Source organism: Rhizobium sp. WW_1 (genome assembly GCF_003610155.1).
Taxonomy (GTDB): Bacteria; Pseudomonadota; Alphaproteobacteria; order Rhizobiales; family Rhizobiaceae; genus Rhizobium; species Rhizobium tropici_A.
The window spans coordinates 121322-136646 of record NZ_RAIN01000013.1; the positions used below are offsets into that span (position 1 = coordinate 121322).

Annotated in this window: 13 protein-coding genes; 6 read left to right on the forward strand and 7 right to left on the reverse strand. The window is 61.5% G+C overall.

Translation table 11 applies throughout. The features are described from left to right. The first annotated feature begins 12 nt into the window (after positions 1-12). Genes BJ928_RS28855 through ugpC form a run of 3 tightly spaced genes read left to right on the forward strand, consistent with a single transcriptional unit; the run spans position 13 to position 2884 of the window. On the forward strand, positions 13-951 hold the full coding sequence (locus BJ928_RS28855) for a sugar ABC transporter permease (RefSeq protein WP_047634329.1): 939 nt from the start codon (positions 13-15) through the stop codon (positions 949-951). Next, positions 944-1792 (forward strand): carbohydrate ABC transporter permease, encoded by an 849-nt coding sequence (locus BJ928_RS28860; RefSeq protein WP_047634328.1) that lies wholly within the window; start codon positions 944-946, stop codon positions 1790-1792. The genes BJ928_RS28855 and BJ928_RS28860 overlap by 8 nt, the downstream gene beginning before the upstream one ends. A gap of 21 nt (positions 1793-1813) precedes the next feature. Further along, positions 1814-2884, forward strand: a complete 1071-nt coding sequence (gene ugpC / locus BJ928_RS28865) for a sn-glycerol-3-phosphate ABC transporter ATP-binding protein UgpC (RefSeq protein WP_047634327.1) — start codon at positions 1814-1816, stop codon at positions 2882-2884. On the opposite strand, the gene BJ928_RS28870 is transcribed toward ugpC, so the two are convergent. The 5 genes from BJ928_RS28870 to BJ928_RS28895 all read right to left on the reverse strand — a co-directional run bounded on the left by BJ928_RS28870 (position 2881) and on the right by BJ928_RS28895 (position 8773). After that, positions 2881-3258 (reverse strand): DUF427 domain-containing protein, encoded by a 378-nt coding sequence (locus BJ928_RS28870; protein WP_047634326.1) that lies wholly within the window; start codon positions 3256-3258, stop codon positions 2881-2883. The two genes, ugpC and BJ928_RS28870, sit on opposite strands and share 4 nt — an antisense overlap. A gap of 184 nt (positions 3259-3442) precedes the next feature. Beyond that, positions 3443-4069, reverse strand: a complete 627-nt coding sequence (locus BJ928_RS28875; protein WP_047634325.1) for a TetR family transcriptional regulator — start codon at positions 4067-4069, stop codon at positions 3443-3445. A gap of 176 nt (positions 4070-4245) precedes the next feature. Beyond that, entirely contained in the window at positions 4246-6117 is a 1872-nt protein-coding gene (locus tag BJ928_RS28880) for a M23 family metallopeptidase (protein ID WP_245432591.1), read from the reverse strand. Positions 6118-6264: 147 nt separating this feature from the next. After that, positions 6265-7623, reverse strand: coding sequence for an Nramp family divalent metal transporter (locus tag BJ928_RS28885; protein WP_047634323.1), 1359 nt, complete (start codon positions 7621-7623; stop codon positions 6265-6267). Between the two features lie 400 nt (positions 7624-8023). Continuing rightward, complete coding sequence (locus BJ928_RS28895) at positions 8024-8773, reverse strand: tryptophan 2,3-dioxygenase family protein (protein WP_047634320.1); 750 nt, start codon at positions 8771-8773, stop codon at positions 8024-8026. Between the two features lie 148 nt (positions 8774-8921). Between BJ928_RS28895 and BJ928_RS28900 the strand changes: the two genes are divergently transcribed. Next, positions 8922-9392: an Lrp/AsnC family transcriptional regulator gene (locus BJ928_RS28900; RefSeq protein ID WP_047634319.1), complete on the forward strand. Its 471-nt coding sequence runs from the start codon at positions 8922-8924 to the stop codon at positions 9390-9392. A gap of 48 nt (positions 9393-9440) precedes the next feature. Here the strand turns inward: BJ928_RS28900 and BJ928_RS28905 are convergent, their stop codons facing one another. Continuing rightward, the gene (locus tag BJ928_RS28905) at positions 9441-10076 is read right to left on the reverse strand and encodes a TetR family transcriptional regulator (RefSeq protein WP_047634317.1); all 636 of its coding nucleotides are present in this window, start codon (positions 10074-10076) and stop codon (positions 9441-9443) included. Between the two features lie 201 nt (positions 10077-10277). Here BJ928_RS28905 and BJ928_RS28910 point away from each other — a divergent pair, with 201 nt between their 5' ends. Both BJ928_RS28910 and BJ928_RS28915 read left to right on the forward strand, forming a co-directional pair. After that, the gene (locus tag BJ928_RS28910) at positions 10278-11447 is read left to right on the forward strand and encodes an efflux RND transporter periplasmic adaptor subunit (protein ID WP_047634426.1); all 1170 of its coding nucleotides are present in this window, start codon (positions 10278-10280) and stop codon (positions 11445-11447) included. After that, positions 11447-14605 (forward strand): efflux RND transporter permease subunit, encoded by a 3159-nt coding sequence (locus BJ928_RS28915; protein WP_047634316.1) that lies wholly within the window; start codon positions 11447-11449, stop codon positions 14603-14605. Before BJ928_RS28910 ends, BJ928_RS28915 begins: the two co-directional genes overlap by 1 nt. Before the next feature lie 89 nt (positions 14606-14694). Here the strand turns inward: BJ928_RS28915 and BJ928_RS28920 are convergent, their stop codons facing one another. Beyond that, the gene (locus tag BJ928_RS28920; protein WP_047634313.1) at positions 14695-15309 is read right to left on the reverse strand and encodes a hypothetical protein; all 615 of its coding nucleotides are present in this window, start codon (positions 15307-15309) and stop codon (positions 14695-14697) included. Positions 15310-15325 lie beyond the last annotated feature (16 nt).

The window sequence follows — 15325 nt, forward strand, 5'->3', positions numbered from 1 at the left end:
TCGAGACCGCCCATGACCGATGTCAGCGCCACGACCGCTATCCCTGCCGTCGCAAGATCAAGGCCTGCCGCGAAGCGAAAATCGCCGGCGGCGCGCGGCCGTATGCCGGTTATCCTGCTGTTCCTGCCTCCCGCCATTCTGCTTTTCACCATCTTTGTCATCCTGCCGATGGGGGAGGCGGCCTGGTACAGCCTCTATCGCTGGAACGGCTACGGCCTGCCGACGGAGTTTGTCGGCCTGCGTAATTTTGAGGTGCTGTTCAAGAACGGCGCGTTCCTGACATCGCTCAAGAACAATGCGCTGATCATCGTCGTGTCGATCGCCATACAGGTGCCGCTTGCCATATGGCTCGCGACGATGCTGGCGAACCGCATACGCGGCGTCGTGCTCTTCCGGCTGATCTTCTTTCTGCCTTACGTGCTGGCCGAAGTCGCCGCCGGCCTGATCTGGCGCTTCGTCTATGACGGCGACTACGGCCTGTTTGCCGCGATCGCGCATTTCCTCGGCACGCCGACGCCCTACGTGCTCGCTGACAAGGATCTGGCGATGTATGCCGTGCTCGGCGTCATCGTGTGGAAATATTTCGGCTTTCACATGATGCTGTTCATCGCCGGCATGCAATCCCTAGACAAGAGCGTGCTGGAGGCGGCCGAGATCGATGGCGCCACCGGCTGGCAGAAGTTCCGTTACGTGACGCTGCCGCTGCTCGGCTCGACGCTGCGTCTCTCCGTCTTCTTTGCTGTCGTCGGATCGCTGCAACTCTTCGACATGATCATGCCGCTCACCGGCGGCGGCCCGTTCAACTCGACCCAGACGATGGTGACCTTCCTCTACAATTTCGGCGTCACCCGCATGCAGGTCGGTCTCGGCAGCGCCGTCGGCGTCGTGCTGTTCGTGATCTGCGTCACCCTCGCCTTCGGCTACAAACGGATATTTATGCGCAATGACTGATCTGGCCTCATCCGTTCGACTGACCACCGGCACGAAGATCTATCTCTATGTGTCGCTGACGATCATTGCCGCCATCGTGCTGATCCCGCTTTTGACGACCGCGCTCGGCGGCTTCAAGACACTCGGCGATCTCCGCACCAATCCCTTCGGCCTGCCTGTCGAATGGCATTTCGAGAATTACACTGGCATTCTCTTCGGCGATCGCTACTGGCGGCAGATGATGAATTCGTTGATCATCGCCGTTCTCACAGTGTTCCTGACACTGTCGGTCTCGGCGATGGCTGCCTTCGCCTTCGCGCATGTAAAATTCTTCGGCTCGAACTTTCTGCTGAACTATTTCCTGATCGGCCTGATGTTTCCGGCGGCCACTGCCATTCTGCCGCTGTTCATCCGCATCCGTGATCTCGGCCTGCTCAACACCTATTGGGGCGTGGTGTTGCCGCAGGTGGCTTTCGGCCTCGGCATGAGCATCCTGCTCTTCCGGAATTATTTTCGAAACCTTCCGGAAGAATTATTCCAGGCCGCCTTTGTCGACGGTTGCGGCTATATCCGCTTCTTCTGGCATATCTCGCTGCCGCTTTCGCGGCCGATCATCGCGACCGTCAGCATCATCTCCTTCGTCGGCAGCTGGAACAGCTACATCCTGCCGCTGATCATGCTGAATTCGGATTCGATCTATCCCTGGCCGCTCGGCATGATGGTCTATAGCGGCGAGTTCGGCACGGAATGGGAGCTGGTGCTCGCGTTCATCACGCTCACCATCCTGCCCACCATCATCGTTTTCTTCCTGGCGCAGAAGCACATCATTGCCGGCCTCACCGCCGGCGCCGTGAAATCCTGAGCCTTACTGGAGCACAAACAAATGGCATCCGTCGAACTGCACAATATCCACAAGGCTTATGGCGCGCTCACCGTCATCCACGATGTCTCGCTCTCGATCGACGACGGCGAGTTCATCGCGCTCGTCGGCCCATCCGGCTGCGGCAAGTCCACGCTGCTGCGAATGATCGCGGGGCTCGAGGAAATCACCGATGGCGACGTGTCGATCGGCGGGCAGGTGGTCAACGCCATGACGCCGCGCGAGCGCAACATCGCCATGGTCTTCCAGTCCTATGCGCTCTACCCGCATATGACGGTCGCCGAGAACATGGGCTTCAACCTGAAACTCTCGGGCGAGACCAAACCGGTCATCGAGCAGCGGGTCAACGAGGCCGCGCGCATGCTCGATCTCACCAAGCTGCTCGACCGCAAGCCGGCGCAGCTTTCCGGCGGTCAGCGCCAGCGCGTCGCCATGGGCCGCGCCATCGTGCGCAATCCCGCCGTCTTTCTGTTCGACGAGCCGCTCTCCAACCTCGATGCAAAGCTGCGTGTGCAGATGAGGTCCGAAATCAAGGCGCTGCATCAGAAGGTGCAGACCACCTCGATCTATGTCACCCACGACCAGATCGAGGCCATGACGCTCGCGGACCGTATCGTTGTCTTGAACCAGGGCAGGATCGAGCAGCAGGGCACGCCGATCGAGCTCTACCGCAAGCCGGCCAATCTCTTCGTTGCCGGCTTTATCGGTTCGCCGGCCATGAATTTTCTCGATGGCGTGGTGGAAGGTGTCGAAGGTGCGCCCGCCGTGCGGTTGAAGGACAGCACGCCGATCCGCATCGCCGGGGAACGCAAGGTGAAGGCGGGCCAGAGCGTGAAGGTTGGTCTCAGGCCCGAGCATCTGAGCCTTGCAAGCGGCGGTTCGCCGCTCACCGGCCAGACATTGCTCGTCGAGCCCACCGGCGCACAGACACATGTGCTCTTCGACCTTGCCGGCGAACAGGTGACTGCCGTGGTCGATGGCGAGGCGCCGGTGCGCTACGGCGAGCCGCTCAACGTCTCGGTCAATCCGGAGCAGGTCTATGTCTTCGATGCGTCGAGCGGTCTCGCCCTCTAAGTGACGATATCGATGGAATCGATGCGGTCGGGGTAGAAGGCCATATAGTCCTTGATACGGCCGACCGAAGGATAGGGGCTTTCATAGGTCCAAATCGCGTTCACGGAACGCTCGCCGCCGGCGGAGATGCTGTAGTAGGAGCACTCGCCCTTGTAGGGGCAATAGGTCGTGTGGCTGGTCTTCTCCAGCAGCGACATGTCGACATCCTTGCGCGGGACATAAACGACGGCAGGATAGGACGCCTCTTTGAGCGACAGCGCCTCGCGCGTGTCGGCAATCACCTTGCCGGCGACGGAGACGGTGACATGCGCCTGCTTTTCCTCGATCGTGATCGGATGATCCGGACCGGGGATCTTGATCGGCTTTTCGGACATTCTCGTTCTCCTCAGCTTTGATAGTGCTCAGCGGAGCGTGGTTCCGTCGTGACTATGTGCCCCTGCCCCTTATCTTAGCCTCTCCCCGCATCGCGGGGTGAGGGGCCAGGCATGAGGTTGCGGCAGCAGGAGACTCGCCTGACGATCTCAATTCAAAAGCATATAGGAAACGTTCTGCCGATTATCAGGCCCTTTGCGGCAGCCGCGCCTTCGGGGCTCCCCAGCGCAAGCCATCCATCAGCAGACGCACCAGCCGGCGGGAGCGGTCATACCATTCCGGCGAATTCGGCATGGAATAGGTGCCCGACAATGCGTGCAGCACATCGGTGCTGTCGACATCGGCGCGGATCGCGCCGGCGGCGATCGCCTTTTCGATCAGGCCTGCGAGAGCGATCGGCACCTTGCCGTAGCTGTCGGCAAAGAGTTTGGAATTGCTGTTGATAAGGATGCGCAGGCTCTCGGCCATGCCGCGCTTGGTGGCGATGTATCCGACGAAGCGGTTCATCCATTCCTCCAGAGCCTCGTCCGGAGCCCGCTCACGAGAAAGCTCTTCGGCCGCATCGCACAGCGCCTCGACTTCGTGATGATAGACCGCCTCCACCAGATGTTCGCGGCTTGGAAAATGCCGGTAGAGCGTCCCGATGCCGACATCCGCGCGCCGCGCGATATCCTCCAGCGAGGCCGCGGTGCCATGGCTGGCGAAGGCCTGCGCGGCAACGTCGATCAGTTTGTCGTAGTTGCGTCGTGCATCGGCGCGCAGACGCCGGCTTTCATTCGGCAGCTTGGGTTCCGGCAACGGCTTGCGCGCCAATTTCTGCTCCTTGCGGATCGCTGCGTGACGATGCCAGTCATTCGCGACAGATCGTGCGCGGCAACATCTTCTCCATGGCGATGCACTGCAGGATTGTTAGCGCATTCGGCATCGACGCGCCATTGTCCGCTGCGGGAATCGCGAGGGATAGATCGGGCGCCGGATTTTTGGCCGATTTACGGAGACGGTGCGCCGAAGTGGCTCGGTCCCGGGCCCGGACCGAAACTCGGCCCAAGGCTGGGTCCGAAGTCAGATCCCGAATTCGGCCCAAAGCTCGGGCCTTGATTGAAGCTGGCGAAGGGGGCGGCAGGATTGTCGCGCGCTGGCGGAACGTCGAGATAGCTCATGATGTTCTCGACGTGGCTCACCTGCGAGCGCAGGCTGTCGAGCGACTTGCCGGTCAGATTGGTGCCGGCGGGCAATTGCGCCGTCAGCGGGTTTTCGTAACGGCCGTTGACCCGCAGTTCGTAATAGAGGTGCGGGCCGGTGGAGTAGCCCGTCGAGCCGACATAGGCGATAACCTGTCCCTGGGTGACGCGCTCGCCGACACGCAGATCCGACGGCGTCGACGAGATATGGGCATAGGTGGTCTCGTAGCCGCCGTCGTGGCGGATGCGGACATATTTGCCGTAGCCGGTTTCCCAGGAGATCTTTTCGACGACACCGTCGCCGGCGGCCTGGATGGGGCTGCCCATCGGGGCGCGGAAATCGACGCCGTTGTGGAATTTCCTCACGCCGAGAATCGGGTGAATACGCCAGGCAAAACCGTCGCCGAGCGTGCCGTTCGGCACGGGGCGATGCACGAGGACCTTGGCGATCGAATGGCCGCGTTCATCGTAGAATTCCGAAGAGTCTTCGCCATCGTTCTTGTGCAGATAGAAGCGATGCGTATCGCCGTCGGCGTGGAATTCGATGAACATCAGTTCGCTCCGGCCGTCATCTGCCTTGCGGAAAAGCAGATCGACGCTGTCGGGAGCATCGTCGATGCTGGTGAGCGAAATGCCCTTGGCCTTGGCGAGCTTGATGAGCTGCGAGGCATATTCCTTGGTCAGACCGGCTCTTTCGAGCTTTTCGCCGACCGTCGTCTCGTCGCTTTCGTCGACACCCTTGAGATCGACGGCGGCGACCTCCGTCGAAGACGGGGCGTCGGCCTGGCTCTCGCTATAGAGCGTGGAAAACAGCCTGTCGTTGGCCATCGGCACGAAACCGTTGGCATCGTCGCGGGCAACGACGCGTTCGGGCGTCTTGTCGCCGCTGAGACGCGCCATGATCAGCTTCGGGCGGGCATTGGGGCCCTTCTTCTCAAGCAGCAATTCCAGGCTGTCGCCGGGGGAAACGGTGTCGGTCTCCAGCGCGCGCTGCAGCTCGTCGCCGGCATCGCTGCCGAGGCCCGCGGATGCCAGGATGTCCTGCAGATCCTGCTTGTCCTTCGGCATGGAGACGAGCCTGTGGAATTCGCGGCCGGTTTCGCCGGTGGTGGCGCGCGCCACGCTGACATTCAGCGGCACGCCGCGAACCGGGAAGCGCGAGCGCCGCACCGCATCATAGCGCGTGGTGGACTGAGGATAGATGCCGTGGCGGATATCTGAAAGCGACGGCGGCGAAAACACCACCTTGTCGGCCCGTTCCTCGCCATAGGCGGCGTTGATCGCGCCTGCATTTCCGCGCACGAGGGCGGTCTCCTCGGATTTGAAGACCAGCGTCGTGCGATGATAGGTGAAAATTCGGGTTTCGCCGCTGGAGAGCTTTTCGGCCACCTGGGCAAAGCGGGCGCCGTCGAAGCGCTGTCTTGCCGCCAGACGACCGGCTTTCCGCATGGCCGGCTGAGGGCGCGCGAGCTGGGCGGTACGCACCGGCGTTGCCCGTTCGATCGTATGACGGGCGAGCAGCGGATAAACGATCGTGGCGAGCAGGCCGAAAGACGCGGTGCCGGCAAGACCGATGGCGATCAGATGGCGCAGATGGGCGGAACGCGGCAGAAATGGAATATGAAAATCGTGATGCGGCCGCGCCTGGATCGCAGCCTCTGCAGGAAATTGAACGCGCAATGGACTTTCGGCCATGAAGTGAGGAACCCTGCAGATTGCGGTGGGCCCAAACTAGGGCAAATCATGGCAAAATCTAGGCAAATATTACGAGTCTGTTAATTGCCGTGATCGTCCACAGGGCCAGATTCGCGCGTTCAGGGTGATTCGTCAACCGACGATGGTGTCGTAGAGCAGTTTGAAGTTCAGCACCAGGATGATTGCAGCAACGATCCACGAGAGAATGGCTATGCTTCTGGAGACGGTAAAACTGCCCATTTTCTCGCGATTCGTGACGAATTGGACCAGGGGAATGACGGCGAAGGGCAATTGCATTGACAGGACGACCTGGCTCAGCACCAGCAGGTTGGCAGTGCCTTTTTCACCATAAATGGCGGTCACGAACACAACCGGAATAATTGCGAGGCTGCGGGTTAAAAGTCGTCTTGCCCAGTGCGGAATCCGCAGCCGAAGGAAGCCTTCCATGACGATCTGGCCGGCAAGTGTGGCCGTCACCGTAGAATTGAGGCCCGAGGCAAGCAGCGCGACGGCAAAGAGCGTCGAGGCGATGCCGAGACCGAGCAACGGCGACAGCAGTTCGTAAGCCTGACCGATCTCCGCCACATCCGAGTGGCCGGTGGTGTGGAAGGCGGCGGCCGCGACGATCAGGATGGCAGCGTTGACGAAGAGCGCCAGCATCAGCGCGACGGTGCTGTCGACCGTCGCCCACTTGATGGCATCGCGGCGGCCTTCTTCCGTGCGCTTGTAGGCGCGCGTCTGCACGATGGAGGAGTGCAGATAGAGATTATGCGGCATGACCGTCGCGCCGATGATGCCCATGGCGATATAGAGCATCGCGGGGTTTGTGACGATTTCGGGCGATGGAATGAAGCCGTGGAGGATTGCCGCGACCGGCGGCGCGGCCGCGGCGATCTGGACGGCAAAACAGATGGCGATGACAGTCAGCAGCGCGATGACGAAAGCTTCGAGATAACGAAAGCCCTTGCTCATCAGAAGCAGGACCAGGAAGGCGTCGAGCGCAGTAATCAGCGCGCCGCCGATCAACGGGATTCCGAAAAGCAGCTGCAGCGCGATGGCCGTGCCGATGACTTCGGCAAGATCGCAGGCGATGATGGCGAGTTCGCAGGCCAGCCACAGCGCCAGATTGACCGGGCGCGGATAGTGATCGCGACAGGCTTGTGCAAGATCGCGGCCGGTGGCGATGCCGAGCCTTGCGGAAAGCGCCTGCAGGAGGATCGCCATCAGGTTCGACAGCATGATGACGGTGAGGAGCGTGTAGCCGAACTGCGCGCCACCAGCGAGATCGGTCGCCCAATTGCCGGGGTCCATATAGCCGACCGAGATCATGTAGCCCGGTCCGACAAAGGCGATCAGGCGGCGCACCCAGCTGCCGGTATGGGGAACCTTCACGGTCGCGTTGACTTCGGGCAGGCTCGGACGGTCGTCCTCCTCGCGACTGGCAAATTGCCATGCGCGCCGCTGCGTGGCAGCTTCCTGAACTTGCGTCATGCGGGGCTCCGGGAGGATCATGCTGTGATGCTACCAAACAAATATGACCGATATCAGAATTATGCAACGGGCTATATTTCAATGGTTGCTGCATCCATGCTGCTGAAAGCGCTGGCCTGTCGGTCGTTTGCCCATATCGGGGAGCTTCGAGGGGGCAGGGCTTCAATCGGCGCGGCAATCTTTGAGCCTGCGATGGGAAGGTCGGATCAAGCCGGGGATTGCGAGGGAGGGAGGCGGTACGGTTTGGTGGAGAAATGCCGGCCCGTCTTCGAGCGAAGGAGGGTCACAGCCTACCGTCGCGCGACGGTGAAATGGCGGGTTTGAGCGCGGGCTCAATCTTGTGTCACCCGGAAAGGCCTTCCGCCATTCCGGATGGCGAAAGGCGAATTACCGTCAGCGCTTATTCTGCGGCGTCGTGCTTGGAAATGGAATCGCGAACGACGCCGTATTGGCTGCCCCAGCGATCGGTCATTTCGGCGCGGATGTCCCAGAGATCGGGAAAGAAGCGATGGCGCGCGCCCGCCTGCAGCAGCTCGACGGGGCGTCCCTTCAGCGATTTCGAACCGAGCCCGATGGAGCGCTGGATCAGGTACATGTGGTTGGCGCGGAATTTCTGGAACAGTTCGTCATATTCCACCAGCGCTTCGGCGACCACGTAGCTGTCGCCGTGGTCGTATTCGCCGTCATAGATGTCGGCGATCGTGAGACCCGGCGCATCTAGATAGTTCGCCTTGAAGGCGTGCCAGAGATCCGGCGGCATGCGAAGCAGAAAGCCGAAACCGGGCGATTCCTGGCCGCTGCCATTGCCGAGCTGCAGGCGGATTTGCTGATATTCCTTTGGCGACATGGTTTCGAGAAGATCGAGCTGGGTCGTCATCATGCGCATGATCCGATGAACTCGGCCCATGAGGGTGACGACGCGATGCGTATTGCGCTCCTCCATGAAGGCGATGACGTCGACCAGCGTGTAGGCCATCAGCTTCATCCAGAGTTCTTCGACCTGATGGACGATCTGGAACTGCAATTCGTCGCCGTTGACCATGCCGTTCAACGGCTTCTGACAGGCCAGCAGCTTGTCGCATTGCAGGTAAACGCCATAGTCGCGCATTTCGGGCGCCTCGATGCGCGCGTAATAGTCTTTCTTCTGCATCTTCGTTCCCTTTGTTCGGCTCTTCGCCGCCAAGCATGTTTGCCCTTTCTCAAGGATACGAATTTCGGCCCGAACATTGTTCCTATTTGTCATTCAAGATCGGGAAAATAGAGTACGATCGGTCATATTTTCCTGAATGGAGAGAACGATGGAATTGGATGCGCTCGACCACAAGATCATTGCTGCGCTGGAGGCTGATGCCCGCATCTCCTTTGCCGCGCTTGCCGATCTCGCCGGTCTCAGCAAAACGCCCTGCTGGAAGCGGGTGAAGGCGCTGGAGGAGGCAGGGGTCATCAGGGGGTACAGGGCGCTTCTCGACCCGGCCCGGCTGGGCTTCGGGCTGGAGGCCTTCGTGCAGGTGTCGATCGATGTCGAGCGCTTCGATGCCTTCGAGGCTGCCGTGCGCCGCCATCCGCTGATCTGGCGCTGTCATGCGACGACGGGCGAGGCCGATTATCTCCTGCATATCCTTGCGACAGACATGGCCGCACTCGACCGGCTGCTACGGCAGGAACTCAACCGGCTTCCGGGCGTCCGGCATACGGTGACATCGATGTCGACGCGGGAAATCAAGTCGGACATCTCTCTTGCCGAGGCCGTGCGCCATGCCGGCGCGTGAGGCGCCCTGCTATCCCTGGCTTTGCTTCCAGCGTTTCAGCTTTTGTCCTTATTGGAGGCGGCCAGCGGCTTTCGCGCCGCGCATGGAGCCGATGAGGCTGCGTATCAGCCGCTCGCCGATATCGACCAGGGGGAAGGATTTGCTCGACCGGAGCCATTCGGCCAGCAGGCCGTTCATGGAGCACTGGATGGCGCGAGCGGCGGTGTCGGCGGTCCATAGCGGCGCAAGCGGGCTCTGCTGGTCGGCCATCTCTATCAGTCGCGTCAGCTTGCCGAACATTTCGTGATTGGCGGTCACTATTCTCTGGGCTGCATCGGACAGGTGCTCCGTGAACTCGCAGCCGAGGATCATGATGGCGAAGACCCGCTGCTGCTGCTCGTCGTTGGCAAGGGTCTGCAGCACCTGGATGGCGCCTTCCTCGATCAGCCCGAGCGGATCGTCGTGGCCATGTTCGATCGCATAGTCGACGATGGTTTCCTGCGGCAGGCGAATTTCCCTGTGCAGTGCCGTGAGCACCTCGGCCTTGTCCTTGAAATGCCAGTAGATCGCGCCGCGCGTCACGCCGGCGCGCTGTGCGATCTTTTCGAGGCTCGAGCCGCTGACGCCGTTTTCATAGAAAATCTCGGCGGCGGCAGTCAGCACTTCCTCGCGGGTCTTGGCGGCATCTTCCTTGGTTCTGCGCATGCGCCTCCTCAAAAATTCCGCGGGCGAAAAGGGGGATTTCGCCTCGCTCTATGTCGCTGATTTCATGCGCCAATGTTCTAGACCCGCTTGAGGTTCCCGACACCAGACACGAAAGCCACGTCGATTTGGTATTTACAATCATTCATGTATGTTTGTATATTGCAGCGCAACAAGAATGTCGAATCTCGCGGTGATTTTCCCATGACGACGCATAAATCCCTCCTTCTGCGCAACAGTCTCCTTGCGGCCGGACTGCTCTTTTTCTGCGCGTCTTCCTCCCTCGCGCAGCAAGCCGGACAGATGCCGCCGCCACAGGTGACCGTGGTCGACGTCAAGCCCCAGACCGTGGCGCTCTCCTATGAATATGCTGCGCGCATCTCCGCCTTTAGGCAAGTCGACGTGCGGGCGCGCGTGGGCGGTATCCTGTTGAAAAGAAACTTTGTCGAAGGCGCGGAAGTGAAGGCCGGCGATGTGCTGTTCCTCATCGATCCGGCGACGTACAAGGCAGCGCTTGCCCAGGCCCAGGCGCAATTGCAGCAGAGCCAGGCGCAGCTGACCCAGACCCAGCGCGAAGAGAAGCGCAACGTCACGCTCTTCCAGCAGAATGCTGCGACACAAAAGGCGCGGGATGATGCGATTTCGGCGCGGGAGCTGGCGGAGGCGGCCGTTGCGGCTGCGCAGGCGCAGGTCCAGACGGCACAGCTCAATCTCGACTATACGCAGGTCACAGCCCCGGTCGGCGGCATCACCAGCCTCGAGCAGGTCTCCGAAGGCAGCCTCATCGGCACGACGGGCGATACCGGGTTGCTCACCAGCATCACCCAGCTCGATCCGGTCTACGTCAACTTCTCCTTCTCGGATACCGAAGCCGCCGAAGTGCGCAAGCTGATCGACATGAAGAAGGCCAAGGGCGAGGCGCCTAACCTCGGCGTCAAGATTTCCTTCGGCGACGGCTCGACCTACGATCACGATGGCGTCGTCGACTTCACCTCTTCGACGATCGACGTGTCCACAGGCACGCTGCAGGCCCGCGCCGTGGTCGACAATCCCGATCGCCGCCTGCTGCCGGGTCAGTTCGTCCGGGCGAAGGTAACGGGTGTTTCGCTCGACAATGCCATCACGATCCCCGAAGTGGCGCTGATGCAGAGTCCGCAGGGGCAGTTCGTCTACACGATCGACCAGGAAGGCAAGGCGCACATCAACCCGGTGACGCTCGGCCAGAAGGTCGGCAATAGCTGGCTGGTGCTGTCTGGCCTCAAGGCCGGCGACAAGCTGATTACCGAAGGCATCATCAAGGTGCGCCCGGGTGCACCGGTGCAGGCGACGGCCGATGCAACGCCTAAGGACGCGAAGAAGGTGGCGCAGAACTAATGTTAGGCAACAGATTCTTTATCGACCGCCCCGTTTTCGCGGCGGTGATCTCGATCGTCATCCTGCTTGCAGGTGCGGTCTGCATTCGCATCCTGCCGATCGCGCAATATCCCGAGCTGACGCCGCCGCAGGTGGTGGTCACCGCAACCTATCCCGGCGCCAGTGCCGAGACGGTGGCGCAGACCGTTGCCGCTCCGCTGGAGCAGCAGATCAACGGCGTCGAAAACATGCTCTACATGCAGTCGACGAACTCCAACAGCGGCGCCATGCAGATCACGGTGACCTTCGCGCTCGGCACGGACCCGGATCAGGCAGCGATCAACGTCAACAATCGCGTCCAGCGCGCGGTATCGACCTTGCCGCAGGACGTGACGCGCCTCGGCGTCGTCGTGACGAAGCGGTCGACCTCGATCCTTGGCTTTATCGCCATGTATTCGACCGACAGCCGCTATGACCGCACCTATGTCGGCAACTATGCGCTGCTCAACGTCGTCGACGACCTCAAGCGCATTCCGGGCGTCGGCGACGTCAATCTGCTTGGCGATATCGACTACTCCATGCGCATCTGGCTGCGGCCGGACAAGCTGGCCCAGTACAATCTGACGCCGAGCGATGTCGCGACCGCGATCCAGGAACAGAATTCGCAGTTTGCCGCCGGCCGTTTCGGCGATCAGCCCAGCAACAATCCGCAGGCCTTCACCTATACGGTGACGACGCAAGGACGCTTGCCCGACGTCGATGCCTTCGGCGAAATCATCCTGCGCTCGACGGCGAACGCCGCGACGCTCAGGCTGAAGGACGTGGCGCGCATCGAGCTCGGCACCAAGAGCTATTCGGTTCAGAGCAGCCTCAATGGCACGCCGGCCATCCCGATCGCCGTCTACCTGCAGCCGGGCGCCAATGCCCTGAACACGATGCAGGCACTCAAAACGCGCCTCGACGAGCTGCAGAAGTCGTTCCCGCAGGGCGTTGCCTATGAAATCCCCTACGACACGACGAAGTTCATCCAGGTGTCGATCGAGGAGGTGATCAAGACCTTCATCGAAGCGATCCTGCTCGTCATTATCGTCGTCTTCGTCTTCCTGCAGAACTGGCGGGCGACGTTGATCCCGGTCATCGCGGTGCCGATCTCGATTATCGGCACGTTCGCCGGCATGTATCTGCTCGGCTTCTCGATCAACCTTCTGACCCTGTTCGGATTGGTGCTCGCCATCGGCATCGTCGTCGACGACGCCATCGTCGTGCTCGAAAACGTCGAGCGTCTGATGACGACAGAGAAATTGTCCCCGAGAAAGGCCGCGATCAAGGCGATGGGCGAAGTGACCGGGCCGGTCATCGCTATCGTGCTCGTGCTCTGCGCCGTCTTTATCCCGGTCTCGTTCATGGGCGGGCTGGCGGGCCAGATGTACAAGCAGTTCGCCGTCACCATCGCGATCTCGGTTACCCTGTCCGGTATCGTGGCGCTGACGCTGACGCCGGCGCTCTGCGCGCTAATCCTGAAGCCGGGCCATCACGAGCCGGTCCTGCCGTTCCGCATCTTCAATCGCGCCTTCGACCGGTTGACGGCTGGCTATGCGGCAGGCGTCGCCTTCTTCCTGAAGCGCGTCATCGTCGGCTGCGTGCTGGTGGCGGGCCTGCTCGGCGTCACCGGTTATCTCTTCTATACGCTGCCGGGTTCGCTGGTGCCGGACGAGGATCAGGGTTCGCTGTTCCAGATCGCCATCCTGCCGCCGGCCGCCTCGCTGACGCGTACGCAGGCTGTCATGGACGAGGCAATGGTCAACACCCAGAAGCTGCCGGGCGTCGAGAACGTCTTTGCAGTCTCGGGCTTCGACCTCCTGTCCGGCGGCCTGAAGAGCAGCGCTGGCGTCGCGTTCGTGACGCTGAAGGACTGGAGCGAGCGCAAGACGCCGGAACTCGATGCCCGCAATCTCGCAGGCCCGATGATCGGCGCCAACATGGGCATCAAGGATGCCATGGTGCTGGCCTTCAATCCTCCGCCGATCATGGGTCTTTCGACGACCGGCGGCTTCGAGGTCTATCTGCAGGATCGCAGCGGCAAGGGTGTCGCCGGTCTTTCCGATGAGGCGCAGAAGCTCGTGGCGGCCGCCTCCAAGCGACCGGAGCTGGCTGGTGTCCGCACGACGCTCGACACCAACGTCCCGCAGTTCCGCGCCGATCTCGACCGTGAAAAGGCCAAGGCGCTCGGTGTGCCGATCAACTCCGTCTTCGATGCCATGCAGGCAACCTTCGGCAGCCTTTACGTGAACGACTTCACGCTCTATGGCCGCAACTATCAGGTCAACCTGCAGTCGGAAGCGCCGTTCCGCGAATCGCCCGACGATCTGCGTCAGGTCTTCGTCCGCTCGGACAGCGGCAAGATGATCCCGCTCGACACCCTCATCAAGGTGACGCGCTCGATCGGTCCGGACCAGCTCGAACGCTACAATGCCTTCAATGCCGCCAAGATCACCGGCAATCCGGCGCCCGGCTATACGTCAGGCGACGCGATCAAGGCGATGCAGCAAGTGGCGGCCGAGACGTTGCCGCAGGGCTTCCAGATTGCCTGGACGGGCTCCGCCTATCAGGAGCTGGAGACCAGTGGTGCCGGCACGCAGGCGATGATCTTCGGTGTCATCATGGTGTTCCTGATCCTCGCTGCGCAGTATGAAAAGTGGAGCTTGCCGCTCGCCGTCATCACCGCGATCCCCTTCGCGCTGTTCGGTGCGTTGCTTGCCACCTATCTGCGCGGGCTGACCAACGACGTCTACTTCCAGATCGGCATGGTGACGCTGATCGGCCTGGCGGCAAAGAACGCCATCCTGATCGTCGAGTTCGCGGTGCTGAAGCGCAAGGAAGGCATGGGTGCGGCGGAAGCCGCGCTCGAGGCGGCGCGGCTGCGCTTCCGCCCGATCGTGATGACCTCGCTCGCCTTCATCCTCGGCGTCGTGCCGCTCGCGATCAGCAGCGGCGCGGGCTCGGCGAGCCGCCATGCCATCGGCACCGGCGTCATCGGCGGGATGCTCGCGGCGACCTTCATCGCCACCTTCTTCATCCCGATGTTCTATCGCCTGATCGCCTGGAAACAGCCGAAGCCGGTAGAGGACGATGAGGACGAAGCCGTCGACCATCGCCCGCATGCGCAGGCGGCGGAGTGACGAGGTCCTAAATATTCGCCACGCATCAAGAAAACAGGCGGATCGCAGCAATGCGGTCCGCCTGTTTTCTTTAGATGGCAAATCAGCGCTCACATCGGCGGCACGGTGCCGTTGAGGCCGACGGCGACGCGGTCGGCGGAGACCGTGGTCCCGTCCGTTTGCTCGCCTGTGATGAAGACGCCGGCGCCGGGTTTCAGATCGGCTTTCGTCGCCGGCGCCAGTGTTACGACGGGCGTGCCATCCGGTATCTTGATCTTGCGTTCGCCGCCCTTGTAGGTGAGCGTCAGGGTCGGGCCGTTGACGGAGGTCACGGCATTGGCGACCGTCGCATTGGTCATAGAACTGTTCGGCTGCGCATCCCAGGGGCGGTCGCCTTCGCCCGTTCCCTTCATCGCGGCCGGGAATATCACCACTTCGATCGCGCCATTGATGCCGCTATCGGTCGGCTTCGAGGCGATACCGACGAAATCGCCGGGCTTGATGTCGGCGATGGCGGCCTTGACGACACCACCGACGTTCAGACCCGATTTCAGCGCAACGCTGACGTCCTTGCCGTCGCGGGATTTGACTTTGAGGGTATCGCCATCGAGGCTTTCCACGGTGCCGCGCACCCTTACCCGCTCGGCAGCGTTGGCGCTTTGCAACGCGGCGAGCGTTGCGACGGAGAGCGTAAGCGCAACCGCGATCAGACGTTTGCGATGCATGGGCAGTGTCTCCCTT

Excerpts from the sequence above, each read along its gene's own strand:
- BJ928_RS28855 (WP_047634329.1), top strand. The coding sequence starts at position 13 with ATGACCGATGTCAGCGCCACGACCGCTATCCCTGCCGTCGCAAGATCA.
- BJ928_RS28860 (WP_047634328.1), top strand. The coding sequence starts at position 944 with ATGACTGATCTGGCCTCATCCGTTCGACTGACCACCGGCACGAAGATC.
- ugpC (WP_047634327.1), top strand. The coding sequence starts at position 1,814 with ATGGCATCCGTCGAACTGCACAATATCCACAAGGCTTATGGCGCGCTC.
- BJ928_RS28870 (WP_047634326.1), bottom strand. The coding sequence starts at position 3,258 with ATGTCCGAAAAGCCGATCAAGATCCCCGGTCCGGATCATCCGATCACG.
- BJ928_RS28885 (WP_047634323.1), bottom strand. The coding sequence starts at position 7,623 with ATGACGCAAGTTCAGGAAGCTGCCACGCAGCGGCGCGCATGGCAATTT.
- BJ928_RS28895 (WP_047634320.1), bottom strand. The coding sequence starts at position 8,773 with ATGCAGAAGAAAGACTATTACGCGCGCATCGAGGCGCCCGAAATGCGC.
- BJ928_RS28900 (WP_047634319.1), top strand. The coding sequence starts at position 8,922 with ATGGAATTGGATGCGCTCGACCACAAGATCATTGCTGCGCTGGAGGCT.
- BJ928_RS28905 (WP_047634317.1), bottom strand. The coding sequence starts at position 10,076 with ATGCGCAGAACCAAGGAAGATGCCGCCAAGACCCGCGAGGAAGTGCTG.
- BJ928_RS28910 (WP_047634426.1), top strand. The coding sequence starts at position 10,278 with ATGACGACGCATAAATCCCTCCTTCTGCGCAACAGTCTCCTTGCGGCC.
- BJ928_RS28915 (WP_047634316.1), top strand. The coding sequence starts at position 11,447 with ATGTTAGGCAACAGATTCTTTATCGACCGCCCCGTTTTCGCGGCGGTG.
- BJ928_RS28920 (WP_047634313.1), bottom strand. The coding sequence starts at position 15,309 with ATGCATCGCAAACGTCTGATCGCGGTTGCGCTTACGCTCTCCGTCGCA.